General features: G+C 65.7%; 15 protein-coding genes. 8 read left to right on the top strand and 7 right to left on the bottom strand.

Going from position 1 to position 17,091, the window contains the following annotated elements:
* Window positions 1-2: 2 nt before the first annotated feature.
* Window positions 3-1,289 (top strand): MFS transporter, encoded by a 1,287-nt coding sequence (locus ACFFQA_RS16635; RefSeq protein ID WP_377852865.1) that lies wholly within the window; start codon window positions 3-5, stop codon window positions 1,287-1,289.
* Here the strand turns inward: ACFFQA_RS16635 and ACFFQA_RS16640 are convergent.
* The gene (locus ACFFQA_RS16640) at window positions 1,267-1,443 is read right to left on the bottom strand and encodes an alpha/beta hydrolase fold domain-containing protein (protein ID WP_377852866.1); all 177 of its coding nucleotides are present in this window, start codon (window positions 1,441-1,443) and stop codon (window positions 1,267-1,269) included. The two genes, ACFFQA_RS16635 and ACFFQA_RS16640, sit on opposite strands and share 23 nt — an antisense overlap.
* Window positions 1,444-1,584: 141 nt before the next feature.
* Between ACFFQA_RS16640 and ACFFQA_RS16645 the strand changes: the two genes are divergently transcribed.
* Entirely contained in the window at window positions 1,585-1,851 is a 267-nt protein-coding gene (locus tag ACFFQA_RS16645; RefSeq protein WP_377852867.1) for a hypothetical protein, read from the top strand.
* Between the two features lie 202 nt (window positions 1,852-2,053).
* On the opposite strand, the gene ACFFQA_RS16650 is transcribed toward ACFFQA_RS16645, so the two are convergent.
* The 3 genes from ACFFQA_RS16650 to ACFFQA_RS16660 all read right to left on the bottom strand — a co-directional run bounded on the left by ACFFQA_RS16650 (window position 2,054) and on the right by ACFFQA_RS16660 (window position 3,458).
* Window positions 2,054-2,389, bottom strand: a complete 336-nt coding sequence (locus ACFFQA_RS16650) for a hypothetical protein (protein WP_377852868.1) — start codon at window positions 2,387-2,389, stop codon at window positions 2,054-2,056.
* Between the two features lie 138 nt (window positions 2,390-2,527).
* The gene (locus ACFFQA_RS16655; protein ID WP_377852869.1) at window positions 2,528-2,689 is read right to left on the bottom strand and encodes a hypothetical protein; all 162 of its coding nucleotides are present in this window, start codon (window positions 2,687-2,689) and stop codon (window positions 2,528-2,530) included.
* 49 nt (window positions 2,690-2,738) lie between these two features.
* On the bottom strand, window positions 2,739-3,458 hold the full coding sequence (locus tag ACFFQA_RS16660; RefSeq protein ID WP_377852870.1) for a MerR family transcriptional regulator: 720 nt from the start codon (window positions 3,456-3,458) through the stop codon (window positions 2,739-2,741).
* Between the two features lie 158 nt (window positions 3,459-3,616).
* Between ACFFQA_RS16660 and ACFFQA_RS16665 the strand changes: the two genes are divergently transcribed.
* On the top strand, window positions 3,617-5,065 hold the full coding sequence (locus ACFFQA_RS16665) for an alpha/beta hydrolase (RefSeq protein WP_377852871.1): 1,449 nt from the start codon (window positions 3,617-3,619) through the stop codon (window positions 5,063-5,065).
* A gap of 350 nt (window positions 5,066-5,415) precedes the next feature.
* Here the strand turns inward: ACFFQA_RS16665 and ACFFQA_RS16670 are convergent, their stop codons facing one another.
* Window positions 5,416-6,159 (bottom strand): DUF8817 family protein, encoded by a 744-nt coding sequence (locus tag ACFFQA_RS16670; RefSeq protein WP_377852872.1) that lies wholly within the window; start codon window positions 6,157-6,159, stop codon window positions 5,416-5,418.
* A 251-nt stretch (window positions 6,160-6,410) separates the two neighbouring features.
* Between ACFFQA_RS16670 and ACFFQA_RS16675 the strand changes: the two genes are divergently transcribed.
* From ACFFQA_RS16675 to ACFFQA_RS16695, 5 genes are all read left to right on the top strand, one after another.
* Window positions 6,411-7,103 (top strand): DUF3159 domain-containing protein, encoded by a 693-nt coding sequence (locus tag ACFFQA_RS16675; protein WP_377852873.1) that lies wholly within the window; start codon window positions 6,411-6,413, stop codon window positions 7,101-7,103.
* 73 nt (window positions 7,104-7,176) lie between these two features.
* Entirely contained in the window at window positions 7,177-7,725 is a 549-nt protein-coding gene (locus tag ACFFQA_RS16680) for a putative immunity protein (RefSeq protein ID WP_377852874.1), read from the top strand.
* A gap of 159 nt (window positions 7,726-7,884) precedes the next feature.
* The gene (locus ACFFQA_RS16685) at window positions 7,885-9,132 is read left to right on the top strand and encodes a serine hydrolase domain-containing protein (protein WP_377853051.1); all 1,248 of its coding nucleotides are present in this window, start codon (window positions 7,885-7,887) and stop codon (window positions 9,130-9,132) included.
* Between the two features lie 290 nt (window positions 9,133-9,422).
* A complete protein-coding gene (locus tag ACFFQA_RS16690) occupies window positions 9,423-10,550 on the top strand; it encodes a S1 family peptidase (RefSeq protein ID WP_377852875.1) in 1,128 nt (375 codons plus the stop codon).
* Between the two features lie 70 nt (window positions 10,551-10,620).
* Window positions 10,621-10,836 carry a hypothetical protein gene (locus ACFFQA_RS16695; protein WP_377852876.1) on the top strand — a complete coding sequence of 72 codons (216 nt, stop codon included), beginning with the start codon at window positions 10,621-10,623 and terminating at the stop codon, window positions 10,834-10,836.
* 55 nt (window positions 10,837-10,891) lie between these two features.
* Here ACFFQA_RS16695 and ACFFQA_RS16700 read toward each other — a convergent pair whose 3' ends face one another.
* Both ACFFQA_RS16700 and ACFFQA_RS16705 read right to left on the bottom strand, forming a co-directional pair.
* A complete protein-coding gene (locus ACFFQA_RS16700; protein ID WP_377852877.1) occupies window positions 10,892-11,470 on the bottom strand; it encodes a hypothetical protein in 579 nt (192 codons plus the stop codon).
* Between the two features lie 70 nt (window positions 11,471-11,540).
* Window positions 11,541-17,063, bottom strand: a complete 5,523-nt coding sequence (locus ACFFQA_RS16705) for an RHS repeat-associated core domain-containing protein (RefSeq protein WP_377852878.1) — start codon at window positions 17,061-17,063, stop codon at window positions 11,541-11,543.
* Window positions 17,064-17,091: the final 28 nt, after the last annotated feature.

Genomic DNA, 17,091 nt, shown 5'->3' on the forward strand with positions numbered 1-17,091 from the left:
GAATGGTCAAGAACGACACCGGACGACCGACGCTGTTCCGGAACCGTGACTTCCGGCAGCTCTTCCTTGCTGACACGCTCAGCCAGGTGGGTGCGGAGATCGCGCCCATCGCGCTCCCGCTCGTCGCGGTGATCGCCCTTGGTGCGACTCCGCTCGAGGCCGGGCTGCTGACGATGTTCGAGACCCTGGCGTTCCTGCTCGTTGGCCTGCCCGCGGGCGCCTGGGTCGATCGGTTGCCGCGGCGGGGCGTACTCATCGCCGCCGACCTGGGACGTGCCGTGGTGCTCGCGACAGTGCCGCTGGCGTGGTGGGCTGGAGTGCTCACCATCCACCAGTTGTTCGTCGTCGCACTTCTGGTCGGGACAGGCACGGTGTTCTTCGACACCGCCTACCTCAGCTACCTGCCCAGCCTCGTGGAACGGGATCAGCTGGTCGAAGCCAACGCGCGGCTGCAGGCGGTGCAGTCCGTGGCGCAGGTCGCGGGCCCTGGTGCGGGCGGCCTGCTGATCCAGGTGCTCACCGCCCCCTTCGCCCTGGTGTCCACGGTGATCGGCAACCTCTGGTCGGCGCTGCTGCTCAGCCGTGTCCGCTCTCGGGAGCAGACGCCGCAACGCCCCGAGAAGCCCCACCTGGGGCGGGAGATCGCTGAGGGTATGCGATTCATCTTCAGGTACCCGATGCTGCGGTGCACCGCACTGTGCACCAGCACCTTCAACCTGTTCTTGAGCATGGGTGTCCCGATGCTCATGCTGCTGCTGGCCCGCGACCTGGGACTGCCCGCGGGCACTGTCGGGCTGATCCTCGCCTGCGGTGGCGTGGGCGGCGTTCTCGGAACACTGCTGGTCAACCGACTCACTTCGGTGCTGGGGCAGGGACCGGTGCTGTGGATCAGTGCCGCGACCGCGGGCCTGGCCGGGCTCCTGCTTCCCCTGGCGCAGCGCGACTGGCGGCTGGTGCTGGTCGGTCTCGGCCAGGTGGTCGCCGGCCTCGGGATGATCGTCTACAACGTCTCGCTGATCAGCTTCCGCCAGGCGATCACTCCGCAACGGCTGATGGGTCGGGTCAACGCCACGTGGCGGTTCCTCGTGTGGGGCACCATGCCGTTGGGCGGTCTACTCGGCGGTGTGCTCGGCAACGCGATCGGCCCGCGCGCGACGCTGTGGATCGCCACACTCGGCACGGCACTGTCGTTCTTGTGGATCTACTTCTCCCCCATGCGATCGATGCGCGAGCTGCCGAGTACACAGGAGGAGAACGGGAAGTCTGTCACCACCACCGGTGCAGCTTGATCGACACGGCCATCCCCAACAGGCGCAGCGCGTAGGTGACGTCCTCGTCGCGGTTCGGGCAGAACTCCGCGGTCGCGGTGGAGGCGGGTGGCAGCCCGGACAGATCAACGGCTCGCGCCGGAGCCGCGTAGCGCGAGTCGGACGCGCCGACCACGTTCCTGTCTGTTGTCGAGCTCGGGCTGGTTGACCAGCTGGAAGCGGATCAACGGTCCCTGTTTCTCGCGCGCCCGCAACGCGACCGCGGTCGCATGCCCTCCCACGGCGATGTGCTCCGGGTTGATGCCAGCTTGGCCGCGTGCCGCGCCGTCCAGGGCGCTCCGCGGCGGGCACCTCGTACTTCGCGCCGCTGAAGCACGACCCGCTGCTGCCGACGATGCTCCGCAACCTGATGCGACCACCATTCACGCCCGCTCTGGCGCGCGAGCTGGTCATTGGCCTGTCGCTTCCGATCCTCGCGCGCGGGCACAGCGATCTCGTCGCCGAACTGGCGCTGCCGCTGGCCGTGGTCTCGACGAAGGGCGACTTCACCCCCGATACCGAGGAGCCGACCAGCAACACGTGAGAGTGGGACGGAACAGGCGATCTGCCCGCTCAACCCAGGTCGAGGCGCGGAGACGAGGGACATGTACTCCTCGGGCGCTGGTAGTAGCACCGGACGGCGGATACACACGTCGAGTGCCCGCCCTTGCGCACTGCCGACCAATGCCGTTGCACATGGCCCCTCCGGCGGTGTTGAGTGGCCATTCTTGTCGTGCCAGAACCGCTCAGACGGGGTGTGCCTCGTCCCAGGCTTCACGAGCGTCACGCAGGGCAGCTGCCAGCGCGTCACGCCGCTCACCCGATGCCACCGTGAGCTCCCGCTCCAGCATGTCCACAACCTCGAACGAGTGTTCCGCCAACGACATCAACAACCAGGACAGCCCTTCCAGCTCGCCCGGACCAATGTCTGCCAGCGCGTCCTCGATCAGCGGGAGCGAGGCGGCGATGCGGGCGCGAACGACCTCCTCGATGTCCACCGGCACGCCGTCCACGTCAACCGCCTTTCCATAGGACGAGCCGTCGAAGACCAACTGCAACAGGTTCCAGGCCTGAGAGGACAAGGATCCCTTCGACTCCAGCTCGCCGATGGCACCAGCGTGCCCTGGTTGACGATCCGGACGTGGAGGATCCCGAAAGCATCCTCACGCCTGTCCCCGTCGTCACCGCAGAGCTGCCGCACGAGATCAGCGAACTCCAGGTCAGTCATCGCCGCAGTCACCTCCGGGATCGTCTTGAGCGCCAGGTGCGAACTGATTCTTCTTGGCCTTGTTCTTGGAGAGCGTGGCGTTCGTGTGGTCGAGCGGCAGGAGGTCGTCGTCATTGTGGACGAGGAGTGGCGCAGCCTCCTGGAAACTCGCCACGTAGCACGTGTGCAGCCCGTCGACCGTGAAGTTCTGGACGGCGCGACGGTTAAACCTCTTCCGGGGGTGTGAGTTCGAGGAGGGTGTTCACGCGCTGCAGGACGTCCAGCTGGGCAGGGTTGAACAGTTCCACCACTCCGTGGAGGACGACCGGTTTGGTGAGGGCCTCCCACGTCGTTGCGTCCTTCAAGGACGGCTGTGCCTCGAACTGGCGGCGCGCGATCGGCACGAGGTCCTCGGCCAGTCGCTGCCTCCTAGCTTCGTCGGCGTCTGCCGGTAGTGCGTCGAACTCTGCTTGTACCGGGGGGCGGGGTGCCGAGTGCAGTTCCCGCAATGCGGTCATCGCCGTCGCGTCGAGCGCTCTTGAGAAGACCATCATCAGCGAACGCTCCACGTCCGACATGTCGGCGGTATTCCCGTCGAAGCCTGGGGGCAGGTCCACGTGGCTGCGGTGTTGCAGGATCAACGCCAGCTCCTTCCGCATCCGCTGCTGCCGTTCGATGCTCGCCTTCAGCTCTGCGTCCAGCGCGCGCAGCGCCTGCTCCGCGTTCTCGTCCGACTCCTCCATCGCCGGGATGTCGGACGCCGGCACGCCCAGATCGACGAGTCGGCGGATCCGCAGCAATCGGATCAGGTGCTTGACGCGGTACCGCTTGTACCCGTTCGCCCTTCGTTCCGGCTCGTCGAGCAGTCCGATCTGGTGGTAGTAGCGGACGGTTTTCAGGGTCGTGCCGGCCAGCTCCGCCAGCTCGCGTGTGCTCCAGGCCATCCATCGCATTCGACACTGTGCCCCTGGGGCACAGTCAAGCGTTGCCCCCGAGTGACGAGCGCTTGACCATGCCCCGAGGTCACAGTTTCGAATGCCTCCGTCAGTGATTGCTGAGAGATCGGGGAGCGATGAGGCGAAGGCGTGACGTAGGCCGGGGTGTGGCTCTGGCGGTGATGATCGGCCTCGCGGGGTCGGTGGTCGCGGCGCCGGCGGTGGCCGACGAGCCCGCGAAGGGGCCAGCGTGGGGAGCCTGCCCGAAGGACGTGGTGACCAAGACGGTCGTCTTGGAGTGCGCCACGGTGCCGGTGCCGCTGGACTACGGCGAGCCCGGCGGTGAGCAGATCAAGATCATGATTTCCCGGCTTGCCAGCAAGAACCCCGGCAAGCGGCGGGGCGTGCTGATGCTCAACCCGGGTGGCCCGGGCGGTTCCGGGTTGGCATTCGCGGACGACCTGGCCTCGTTCGGCCTACCGGCCAGCGTCCTGGACCGCTACGACCTGATCGGCATGGACACCCGCGGAATCGGACACTCGGCGCCGGTGAGCTGCGGCTTCACCGCCGACCAGGGCTACCTGGGCAACATCCCGCCGTACGCGGTCGATGAGGCGGCGGTCGCCGAGCAGGCGAAGATCGCGAAAGCAGTGGCCGAGCAGTGCGCCGCCAAGGACAAGGACGGCCGGCTGCGGCACGTGTCGACGGCGAACATGGCGCGTGACCTGGACCGGATCCGGGCCGCGCTCGGCGAGCAGAAGGCGAGCTTCCTCGGGTACTCGTACGGGTCAGCGCTCGGTGCCGCCTACGCGTCGATGTTCCCCGAGCGGTCCGACCGGGTCGTGCTCGACAGCAACATCGGTGACACCCACCTCGACCAAGCCGGGATGCGCCGGTACGCCCTCGGCATGGAGGACACGTTCCCGGACTTCGCGAAGTGGGCGGCGGCGCGGCACGAGACCTACGGTCTGGGCCGTACGCCGGAGGAGGTGCGGAAGACGTACTTCACGCTCGCGGAGCAGCTCGACAAGAAACCGGTGGGCGAGATCGACGGGCGCCTGTTCCGGCTGGCCACGTTCGCGGCGCTGTTCGCGAAGACGAAGTACGGGCTGACGGCGCAGGCGTGGCAGTCGGTGCGCGACGGTGACGCGGTGAGGGCATCGCAGCTCGCTGCGGCCGCGGCACCGTCGCCCGCGGACAACGCGTGGACGGTGTTCCTCGCGGTGACGTGCAACGACGTCGAGTGGCCGTCGGATGTGCGGAGCTATCAGCGCGCCGTGGCCGAGGACCGCGAGCGGTACCCGCTGTTCGGTGCGGCGAGCGCGAACATCACGCCGTGCGCGTTCTGGCCGTACGAGCCGGCGGAGCCGCCGGTGGCGGTCGTCGACGAGGGGCCGGCGAACGTGCTGGTGGTGCAGAACCGGCGTGATCCGGTGACCCCGCACCGCGGCGGGGAGCTGCTCGACGAGAAGTTCGGCGACAGGTCGCGGCTGGTGAGCGTCGACGGCAGCGGCCACGGCGTCTACGTCATCGGCGACAACGCGTGCGCGCTGAACACGACGACGAGTTTCCTGGTGGACGGGAAGCTGCCGGAGCGCGACATGTCCTGCAGGTGATCGATCGGGGGGCTGGCACGCCGCCAGCCCCCCGATCATGTTGGGAGCAGAAGCCGGGTCCAGGAGTGCGAGCAGGCCCGGCGGAATGAGGGGAACGGGCACGACGGAAGCTACATCGCCTTAGTGATCAGCTCAGAATGACTCCGCCTCGTAGCCACCATGACTGTCCACTACGGACCTGATCTTCTCCGCCGCGACCTGGGAACATCGAGGTATCACCTTCGCCCGGCGGAGACGTTCTCCGAAGCCTGACATGGACGGAACCGCGTTGAGCGGACTGCGGCCAGCTCCGCGATCTGTCCACTACGGCGCGCAAGGCCCCTCAGGCACCATCAACACGACTCACGTCATCAGGCCGTGTCCGGCAACCACGGTTCGAGCACCGTGGGATCGGTGACGGCGGACTCCGCCTGACGCCGCTCTTCCACGGTCAGGACGAGGTCACGGAGCCTGGTTCCCCATTCCGGCGCCCGTTCGGACTCGTCCAGCACGGTCGACAGCTCGATGAGGATGGCCAGGGCCACCGCCTGCTCGACGGCCGACGCGCTGTTGCCGTGGCGACGGAGACCTGAGCTCAGCGCCCGGAAGGCGGCTCGGTCGTCGTTCTTGAACTCGCGCAGGATCCGTGCGTTGTCCAGGACCCGAGCAAGCCCTTGGAGGTGCTTGGCTCCGCCGTAGTCCAGCTCCTTCGGCTCGTCGCGCTGAATGAAGATGATCGAGTTGCCCGACGGGTCCACGACGGTGAACCGCGAGGCGCCGGGCCGGTACCGCGTGATCCGGGGTAGCCCCTTGGCGAGCACCTTCCCGTACGCGCGACGCATCGCCCCGGTGAACGCCTCGTGATAGGGCGCGACCGCGTCGACCATCACCAGACATCCGCCGGTGTTCTCCAACGACGGGTCCACGCCGCTGGACGCGCGCCCGTAGTGCAACTCGAAGCCGCTCCACCGGAACGCCAGGTACAGATAGGGCTTCGTCTGCTCGTAGGTCACGTCGAACCCAAGGGCACGCCAGAAGGCCAGAGTCTCCTCCGGGGCGACGCAGGACAGCATGGGAACCGTGGTCTCGTTGGGCTGAACACGTTGCGCCAGCACCGTCAGGGCCTCCTTGTCGCACGGCTTCGTGGTCCCAGCAGTCTGGCAATTTTTCGACCATCGAGCACATGCAAGAAATCGACGGACTTCTGCAAGTCCTCGTCGGCAACTGAATCCACTGTGGACAGTTGATGAGCGCGCGGGAGTCAGCCGCGTCCAGGCAAGTGACTGGCGTCACGTCAGCCTTGAGTGTGCCGCTGCGGCACAGGCTTTCCTGACCTCACGCCCGCACAGCGTTGGGGAGGACGCGAATGACCATGACGCAGCAGCACCGCGACGACGAGCACCGGACCGCAACCCTTCCGACCACCGATACGGCAACCGCTGAGCGGGAGCTGACACTGCTCGACCGGATGGGCGGCCCGATGGGGTTCGTCTACTCGACGGTCCCGATAGTCGTCTTCGTGGCGGCCAACGCATTCCTTCCGCTGCCGATGACGATCGCGGTCTCCATCGCCGTCGGCTTGGGGCTGACCGGGTTCCGGCTACTGCGCGGGGAGCGCTTCGCCTCGGCGGCCGGAGGGCTGTTCGGTCTCGGGGGCGCCGTGGGCATCGTCGCTTGGACCGGGTCGGCGAAGGACTTCTTCGTCATCGGGATCTGGGCGGCCCTGGCCGGTTTCGTCGTCGCGCTCGGCTCCGTGCTGGTCCGCCGTCCGCTGACCGGCGTCGTGTGGAACCTGACGCACGGCGGCACGCACGACTGGCGCAGCGACCGCGTCGCGCTGCGCGTGCACGACGTTGCGACGCTGTTCGCGGCGGCCGTCTTCGGCGCTCGGTTCGTGGTCAAGGAGTGGCTCTACCTCGCCGACTCCGCTACCTGGCTGGCCGTGGCCAAGGTCGCGATGGGCACTCCCCTGACCGTGCTGGCCGCGCTTGTCGTGGTCTGGGCGTTCCGCCGGACCACCAGTCGGCTCCTTCCGCGGCCGGAAGACCAAAGGTTTTGAAGGTTTCACCTCTCTGGCCTGACACCATCGCTAGAAAGTTTCAACCGATCTTTCAACGATACTGTTCAACAGCATGAACGAGAACCTGGCGATCGAGCTCAGCATGGCCGAACTGCGCGAGATCGCGGGCTACGCCGTGGCCTGCGCAGAGCCCGCGTTGGCGATCTTCGAACGCGATCGCCCTGACGATCAGCGCCCACGAGCCGCGATCGACGCCGCGCGGGCGTTCGCGGAGGGAGCCAAGCGGACCAAGGTGATCCGTGACAACGCTTGGGCGGCACACCGGGCGGCTCAAGAGAGCCGCGATGCGGGACAGGCCGCGGCGAGCGACACCGCGCGCGCCGCCGTCGGCGCGGCCAGTGCGGCGTACCTGCACCCGCTGGCGAAAGCGACTCAGGTCTTGCACATCCTCGGGGCGGCAGGCCACGCGGCTCGCGCGTTCGAGCTCGATGCCGGAGACGACCACACCGTCGGCGCCAGCCACATCGAGAAGGCACGAGGTCTGGCCAGCCCCACCGTGGTGAGCGTCCTGACGCGCTACCCCAACGCCCCGAGTAGTCGCGGCCGTGTGGGAGAGCTGGTGCGGAGCCTGGACGCATCGTTGCGACAACTGGCGCCCTGAAAACCAGCGGCGGTAGTACGGTCGCCTGCGAAGCACCGGGGTGAAGATGTCTGGGGGGTTGTGATGCGACCAGGGGATTGGCCGTCGGTGTTGGAGCAGTTGGACCGTCAGTCACGATGGCGGGTGGCTTCGCCGGATCGGGTCGGGCTGACGGATTTGATGGGGCTCTACGACGTTCCCTCTGTGAGTGTCGCGGTGCGGCAGGATGGAACTGAGCCGTGGGCGCACGCGTACGGCGTCGCCACGTCCGGTGCTGCGGACACGGTGAGCCCTCGGTCGATCTTCCAGGCATGTTCGATCAGCAAGCACGTCGCCGCGTTCGGTGCGCTGCGCCTGGTCGACCAAGGTGTGCTGGACCTCGACGAGGACATCGAGAAGTACCTGACCTCGTGGCGACTACCGGAGTCCGATGACTGGCGGGTGGTCGTCACGGTGCGGCAGTTGTTGGCGCACACGGCTGGGTTGTCCTACAACTGGTTCCGGGGATTCAGTCGAGGTGACGCGACGCCGACGAGCACCGAGGTGCTGCGCGGACAACGACCCGCCACGAGCCCGCCGGTTCGAGCGACCATGCTGCCGGGCAGCGGGTTTCGTTACTCGGGTAGCCACTATGCCGTGCTTGAGCAGGTGATGGAGGACGTCACCGGGTCAGAGTTCGCCGAGCTGATGCGCTCGCTTGTGCTGGAGCCGCTCGGTATGGCCGACAGCAGTTACGACCAGGACTTCCCGCGCCGCTACGGCCAAGTCGCACACGGTCATTACCTGGACGGCACTCCCCTGCCCGGTGGGTGGCGTGTGCAACCGGAACTGGCCGGCGCCGGTCTGTGGACCACGCCGTCGGACCTGACGCGAGTGGGCGCTGAGGTCGCGCACGCCGTGGCCGGTCGTTCCGCGCTGCTGTCGCGCGACCTGGCGACCGAAATGATCACGCCCCAGGTGCCGGGCGGCTTCGGCCTGGGCACCTCGGTGGGCGACGACGGCCGCCTGCGGTTTGGTCACACCGGCGGCAACGCCGGATACGGCTGTTGGCTGTTCACCTGGCCAGCGACCGCCACGAGCATGGCCGTGATGGTCAACAACGACATGGCGAACGAGGTCCTGCTGGCCGTGCTCGCCGCCGCCGAACACCACTACGGCGGAGGCGGCTCCGCACCACACCGCGCACCGGTCGATGTGACTGGCACGTACCGCGTGCGAGACGACTACATCGTCAAGATCACCGGTGAAGGCGACGAGCTCACCCTCCACGTCCCAGGACAGGCTCCGCTGGGGCTGCGCGCTCTGCCCAACGGCCGCTACCGGGCGATCGCCTTGGATTGCGAACTCGCCTTTGCGCCCCGGGACGGCGAGGTCGTTCTGCAGGTGCGCCAACAGGACATGACGCTGACCGCGACCCGCCAACCCTGAATGCCACCAGAGCGACCAGTACTGCAATCGGCGTAGAACGGTTCCCAGGAACTCCTACGAAAGTAGGGATGTACCCGCGGCATTTCACGACGGGACGGGAAGCGGAATTCCGTACCCGAAATGGCGGATACCGGGCGCGGACAGGGCTGCCTATCGTACCGCCGCAGCGGTTCAGCCCACACTGTGAGTCACATGCGAGCGCCGCCCTGTTCACCAGGAGAACGCGCTCGTCAGCCCCGTGCTGGGCGCGTACTCCGGCTCAAAACCCCTGCAGCACAAAGGAAAATGTCATGAAGCAGAAAAACGCGATCCGCTCCATGGGAACTGTCCTGGTGGCGTTAGGCTCCGCGGCGGCGCTCACCCTGCCCGCATCCGCCGCACCCAGTGAGACCGTCGCATCGCCGGAGATGCTCACCGCGATGCAACGCGACCTCGGCCTGAGCGCGGAGGAAGCGACGGCCCGCGCGGCGAACGAGATGAAGGCCGCCGAGACCGAGGCCAGCCTGCGCGGCGCGCTCGGCGACAGCTACGCCGGCGCCCACTTCGCCAACGGCAAGCCACGCCTCATCGTGTCGGTGACCGACGCGAGCAAGGCCGACGCGATCCGTGCTGCGGGCGCCGAGGCTCGGATCGTCGCGCGCAGCGCCAGCCAGCTCGATGCGATCAAGTCCACTTTGGACAATGCCGATCGGAGCGCCGAGGGTGTCAGCGGGTGGTACGTCGACACCGTCAACAACCGGGTCGTGGTGACCGCGAAGTCCACCGCCGACGGCGAGAAGTTCGTCAAGGCCAGCGGCGCGGACGCCAGTGCGGTCACCGTGGTGCGCAGCGACGAAGCGCCCCGGCCCCTCCACGACACGCGCGGCGGCGACGCCTACTACCTGTACTTCGGCCTCGGCCGTTGCTCGGTCGGTTTCCCCGTCCAGGGCGGCTACGTGACGGCGGGGCACTGCGGCTCCGCGGGGACCCAAACCTGGGGTCACAACATGGTCGCCTCCGGCAGCTTCCGCGGCTCCAGCTTCCCCGGCAACGACTACGGCTGGGTCGCAACGAACTCCAGCTGGGTCTCGCGTGGCGTGGTGAACCGCTACAACGGCAGCACCGTCGCGGTGAAGGGCTCCACCGAGGCGGCCGTGGGCGCGGCGATCTGCCGGTCCGGCTCCACCACAGGCTGGCGCTGCGGCACCATCGAGGCCAAGAACCAGACCGTCAACTACGCCGAGGGCACGGTCAAGGGCTTGACCCGCACCAACGCCTGCGCCGAGCCGGGTGACTCCGGTGGCTCCTGGCTGTCCGGCAACCAGGCCCAGGGCGTCACCTCCGGCGGCTCGGGAGACTGCACCGCGGGCGGCATCGTCTTCTTCTTCCCGGTCAACCCGATCCTCAAGGCATACGGCCTGCGACTGGTCACCAGCTGACCGCACGAGCACCCACGGGCCCGCACGCCCGTGGGTGCTCTTCCCTTTCAGGATGTCCAGGTGACGGCGGGTGGTTCCTGCCAAGCCGGTCCCCTTGAGCGACCAGTCGACGATGAGCAACGCGAGTCACCCGCGACGCAGCAGTACCGCACCTCGGCGGCCAGGCCGCATCACCGGCAGCGAAGCCCGCGATATCGGCCAGCTTGCGGAACAGAACGACTTCCATGGCGTTGCAACGATCGCCTGCGATCAAATCGCGCTAAAACACCCCAAAATCAAGTCGTGAGATCAACATAAAATGGGTCCCGATCATTGCGCGATTCACTAGCGCACCCGCCGCACTAGCATCCATGAGATTCGAGGAGTCCGCGCCACCTCGGAGTATTCTCCATGAGCTGGATGAGCTCGGGATTTGCCTCTTTCATGGCTGACCACAGCCCGGCACGCTTGACCGGCTTAAAGATGTCTTCGTCGAAGACATCCAGGTAGGTGTCACCCTTCTCCTCAATAACCCTCCGGATGACGCCAAGACATCGGGCCGAAACTCCACCGAAGCCTGCTCCATTTCTCAACGCGGAGATCAGGATGCCACACAGCACCTCCGCAACTTCAGAGAATGTCGGGGAGATCAGGAATCGATCATTATTCACCGCATTGAATATCTCCGCCTGAAGAATCTTCGCGATATCGTTCCGCATTTCTGGAACGGTCATCCAACATAGGTCTGCAAGATAGCCGATCGTCCAGTCCATTCGGCCAGCCTCAACCGCACGCTCGCCCGACCCGGCAATACCCTGGAATACGTGATCAGCGAACCCGCCAGCGCGAACACGGACCGGCTTGCCGTCAATGTCTCGGACTACCCAGCCATCGGCACCACTTTCAGCTTCGCTGTCTTTCGAAAGCTCAGGCTGAGACATCTCGACTCCTTGCCCTAAAAACCACAGCAACCATCTCTGTCAACCTCAACCTTGGCCACGTGCGCTACCTCTAGGCATCCGGTTGGCGCACACATACCTCAAACCCTACCGCCGAACAGTAGATCCCGTTGAGAGTGGCCTGCGGCCCTGACCGAATAACCGCGAACCCAATAGCTGCGACTTCAAAAATTCCCAGCCCTCGCGCAAAGCCGTCAACAGTTGGACCCTTAATCCTTCTAGGGGGTCCAACCTCCCTCCCCCGGTATGTCTTTCGCTGAAACTCCGCGTCACTAACCTCAGAAAACGAAGGAGAGTTATTGATTCTTTCGGCGACCTTCTTGATTTGATCCGCGGCCTCAGGCTTGATGCTCCTGGTAGCAGCACCGACACGATCCTTCTCATTCACCGCCCGCCACAGCTCCTTTGCCTCCCTCACGGTGAAATCGCGATCAGAAGCACTGAGCTTGTCGGCCCCATTGATATCGGCGACGCGATCCGCTTCCAGGAGACTGAGCAAACCTTGGAGTCTGTCCCAGGCAGCGGTGACGTGGTACTTGTCGAACGTCGGATTTCCCGTACGGAATTCGTTGCGGACGGCATCCGCGGTTTTCCCGTCTCCCGCCCAATCCGGAAGCCCTGGACTCGGGTAGATCTTGTCGAGAATATTTCGCAGCTTTTCGTTCTGAACTTTCGGCTGCTTCGCGAGCGGCTTCTTCGGAATCCCCGGCAGTTTTCCTCCGCCACCCTTGGACCCTTCGTACTGATTCCTGTGCGACTCCTGCGCCCTCTTGTGCTGTTCAGGTGAGGAGTGAAGCGCCGGGTCGTAGCCCCCGAGCACACCGTCCGGGCCGAGGTACCTGCGCCCGTCCGGGTCGGAAAAGGTGATCGGGCTGTTGTTGCTGTAGGCGTAGGCATGAAGCTGCTGCGGGTCGGCGAGGTCCATGATCGGGTCGACCGACAGGAAACGGCCGTTCGCAGCGTCGTACTGGCGTGCTCCCAGGGTGATGAGCCCGATCGAGGCGTCGATCGTGCCGCCGACGAAACCCTTCTCCCCTGGGAAACTCACCGCCGCACCGCGTGGGGTGCCGAAGGGCGTCTGCCGACGGCGGGTGACTTCGAGGCTCTGCGCGTTGATCGCGATCTGGGCAGTGCCTTGGTGGTCACCGGCCAGCCAGGTGTGCCCGGCGCTCGTTCGTATGGCGACAGCGGAGCCACCGTGGGTGTAGTACCGCGTGGTGGTCTTCTTGTCGGTCGCCCTGTCCCAGCGAACCTCCTGACCACCGAGGTAGACGGTGGCACCGCCCGGATCACGGCGGATAAGGCGGCTGCCATCGGCATCGTGGACGAACTCCGTGCCCTTCGGCCCATCGGTGACCTTTGTCAGCCTGCCCTCAAGGTCCCAGTCCAACACCTGCTTGGCTCCGGCGAGGTCTCGGCTGGTGGTGTTGCCTGCCTTGTCATAGCCGAATTGGTCCTGGCGTTTGCTTGCAGGGCCGGTGGTGCTCACCGATGCCAGCGAGTTGGTTCCCTGGGGGTAGGTGTAGTCGCGTTGGGTGTTGCCGGTGCCGTCGTGCTGGGTTTCGGTGCGCCGGTTGCCTGCCTTGTCGTAGGTGAAGCTGTGCCAGTAAGCGCCCGGGCCGCCCAAGGTGCTGGTGCTCGGGTCGGGCTGGCATCCGTTGGTCGGGGTCCACGCTTCGGTGAGCCGACGGAGGTAGTCGTAGCGGAAGCACTGCGTGTCCGCAGGCAACTCTCGCGGGGTGTCGGCGAGCGTGGTGATGTTGCCTGCAGGGTCGTGGGTGTAGTTGACGTCGGCCTGCATGGGCTTGGGCAGTTCGGCGTCGATGATCGTGCGGTTGAGCCGACGGGTGTTGTCGTCGTAGTAGGAGGACAACCAGACCCGCTTGCCACCCTCGCCGAGCTGGACGCGTTGGACCTCGCGATATCGGGTGTAGAGGGTGCTGGTGACGTAGTCGATGCCCCCGCCAAACGTGGTCAGCGGCAGCCCGAGGTCGTCGTAGGTGTGGCTGACTGTCTCGACCGCGAGATCACCGGCTGCCGGGTAGGTCAGGCTTGTGGGGGTGCCGTCCGGGTTGTACCGGGCGTAGGAGGCGTAAGTGCCGGCCAGTGGGCCTTCCGAGGGTGGGATCACGATCTCGGTGCCGACCGGCTGATTCAGTGAGTTGTACGCGAGCGCTTTGCGGGTGTAGGCGCTGCCGTTGACCCATCGGGTTGACGACGCGGCAAGGCCCTTGCCGGACGGTGCGGTGTCATAGGTCCACTCCACCAGCTTGGGCCCGGTCAGAGATCCACTGTGGACACCGGTCTTGCGCCCCAGAGCGTCGTAGCCGTAGGCGAGGACGACATCACGGGCGTCGCGAGTGGTGACGAGCTGACCAGCGTCGTCGTAGGTCATGGTCGAGGTGCCCTTGTCCGGGTCCTCGGCCTTGGTCCGTAGGCCGCGCAAGTCGTAAGTGTTACGCCAGACGTTGCCCCCTGGACCCGTCACGGTTGCGAGCTGACCGGCAGGTGTGTGGGTGTAGGTGGTGGTGTCGTAGTCACCGGTGGGGGTTGCCGCCTTGTACTGGCGGAGCTCGGTGGTCTGTCCACGGGCATCGGTGATTGTCGTGGTCGGGATGTCTCCGGCTCGCGGGGTGACGTGGACTCGATCACCGCCGTAGCGCGTAGTCATCCGCCACTGCACCGTTCCGCCCTTGAACGTCTGGCTGGCCGGACGTCCGACTCCGTCGAACTCGACCAGCGTCGTCCCAGGAACATCGGCGTCGCCCGCGGCCCACAGGTTGGTATCGACAGCAGCGTCGTTGAAGTAGGGCAGCGTGGTCTTGTATGACCGGCCTTGGGAGTCGTAGCGGGTGTCGGTCAACAGCCGACCGCCACCGGGCGCGGGCGCTTGCGTTTGCCGTGGACGCAAGAGTCCGTCATGCAGTGCGACCGAGGTGGTGTAGTTGCCGTTGGGGCCCACCGCAGTTGTGCTGATAGCGACAGGTGCGTCGGCGCGCACCAAGTAGGAGAATTCGTAGTTCGCCCGTTGGCTGTTGGCTCGGTTGCGGTTGGGGAGCCAGACTTCGATCAGGCGGCCCAGTGCGTCGTAGGCCGATTCCGTGACGCGACCGTTGGGGTCGGTGACACGGGTGGCCTGTTCGTGGGCGGGCTCCAGCACCGTGGTGGTGGTGTGTCCTGCGGCGTTGGTCGACACGATCTGCGTGACGGGACCGCCGACGCGTGGTGTGTAGTCGGTCTTCGTCAGGTGGTCAAGCGCGTTACGCGATTCGGTGACACGGCCATGCACGTCATAGCTGTGCTTGGCGGTCGTGACATAGACAGGGCCACTGGCTGGGCGTTCCTTGAGCACTTCAGCCTTGGTGAGGTTTCCTGTTGTCGGGGCGAGGTCGGGATCTTGGCCGTCATACGAGTTCCGAATGTCCGACAACGCGTGATCGGGGAAGACGGGCTTTGTTCCACAGTGGACTGACACTGCTTCAACGCGAGAGGGGTACGCCAACAGCCAGCGTTCTTGGTTGCGCGCATATGTTGTTCGCACACAGCGGTCGTCAGCAGGTGAGGCGATGTCACCGAGATCGTTGACCTGCGTGGGCAGGCCGCGGTCGTCGTAGGCCGTTTCGGTTCGGGTGACCCGCCAGCCGCCCGCCTCCAGCGCGGTGTAGTCCCGTTCCACACCGGTTCCGACGATGTAGGCCTTGAAGGGCCCACGCACTGCCGTTGGCCCTTGCCAGGTTGGCTCTGTGATGGCCTTGCTGACCACGGCTCCGCGTTCGCCGTCATAGGTGATGGACTCGCGAAGCGTTCCCGCCAGCCACGGCTCATCGGTCACCTCAGCCCGCTCGGAATCAACGACTTTGGCGGCACGGGTTCCGGTGGGCTGCTTGTCGCCGTGCATGCCGCGGTAGAACAGCTGCTCGGTCTTGGTTGTGGGGCCGTCCTGGCCTGATCCTCTGCGAACGATCACGCGGCTGAAGCCCCGGTAGTCGTTCCAGGTCTTCTTGTCTTCCTTCGTGATCTCGGACTCGTCGAAGCGCCACGCCGCGCCGCCGAGGTATTCGTAGCGAGTGATGTCGCCGACCGAGCTGCCGATCCTGTCGTGGTTGGTGACAGATTCCACGACGTACTTGTGGAAGTAGTCGGTCCGCTCGGCCGACAACGGCGCTGCCCAACGGACCGGGAAACACAGCATCGTGTTTGTTTCCGGGTTGGCTGGCATCGCCGACCCCGAGACGCACTGTGGTTCGGCGTACTTGATCGAGGTCACGCCACCGGTCTCGGAGACGATCGCGTTCATGCGGTACCGGATCAATGCGGCATGGCCGTCGACCGCGTAGACGCGATTTGCCTTGCGGACGCCTTCGAAGGTGACCTCAGGCAAGCTGACTGGTTGGCCAGCGTGTCCGGTGTGGGTGATGCCCTTCAACCACAGCGCAGGCTTCTCCCCGTCACCCGGATCGGGGAACTCGTGCCGCAGCGTCCAGGAGTCCACATCGGAGTACCCGGTTCCCTGCGCAACCTGCGTCGTGATCTTGCTAAGACGTTTGGTGGTCCAGAAAGAAGGTGACCACTTGTCCTTGCAGGTCCCCCCGTCGCACTTCATGTCCCACGGAACATCGGGCCAGTTCGCAGTCTTGTCCGGAGTGCAATCAGCCCCTGGGACGCACCGGTCGGCCACGGTGAACACGACACGCCCGGCCGCGGTCAGTGCTTGATCCTCGCGCAGACCGTAGTCAATGCGTGCCAGCCATCCGTCTCGAACGTATTCGGTGGCGGCGCTGTTCTTGTTGCGCCCGTAGTGGTTCGTCTCGGTCTCGTAGAAGTAGGAGATGACGTTGCCATGTCGGTCGACAATCTTGTCGAGGTTCCAGCGGTATCCCTGGACGCAGCTGGAGGTCGCGAACTCACCGCTGTGGCAAGGCTCCTTCGGGTCGTTGCCGAACACCGGCACGGTCCAGGTCGACTTCGCATCGGTTCGCGAGCCGAAGAAGTACTGGGTTCCGTCAACGGTGGTGATCTTCCAGTGCTCACCATCGTTGTCGCCGTTGGAGGCTCCGAACAGGTGCTCGATTCGCGAGCCGTCGTCCTGCTGTGGTCGCCACACACCGGTGCCGTCGTCGCGGATCAGTTTGGAACTCGCTCCAGAGCGCGACATCGTCGCGTTATCGCTGATCCAACAAAGGTCTTGGGGCTTGTCCCGTGCGGTACCAGGCAGGTCATCCGCACAACTGCGGTAACTCCGCTCGATGAAGCCCGGCCACATGCTCCACCCGTCCCCCACCCAGGACGACTGGGTGTTGGTGGCGCTGGTGAGCCCGTCCACCGCGCTGGAGGAATAGGACAGCCCCAGATCTGGTGTCAGCCCACCGGGAGCAGGAGGCACTCGCAGGGGGTACGACCACGAGAAGTCTCCGTTCTGGGCGGAGACCTGCCAGGTGGCTGACGACGACAAGGACGTGGCCGAGTAGCTTCCGGCGCCTGCTTTGCCCGCTGTGCCGGTCTGGTTGCCGCGAAGCGCGCGCGTCGTTGTCTCGTCCGGAGCCCTGGCCGTCAGGGTCTCCTTGGTGACAGGCACGGACTTCGTTGATGGCAGTGGTACAGAT

Origin of the sequence: Allokutzneria oryzae (assembly GCF_042429765.1) — a bacterium.
Lineage (GTDB): Bacteria > Actinomycetota > Actinomycetes > Mycobacteriales > Pseudonocardiaceae > Allokutzneria > Allokutzneria oryzae.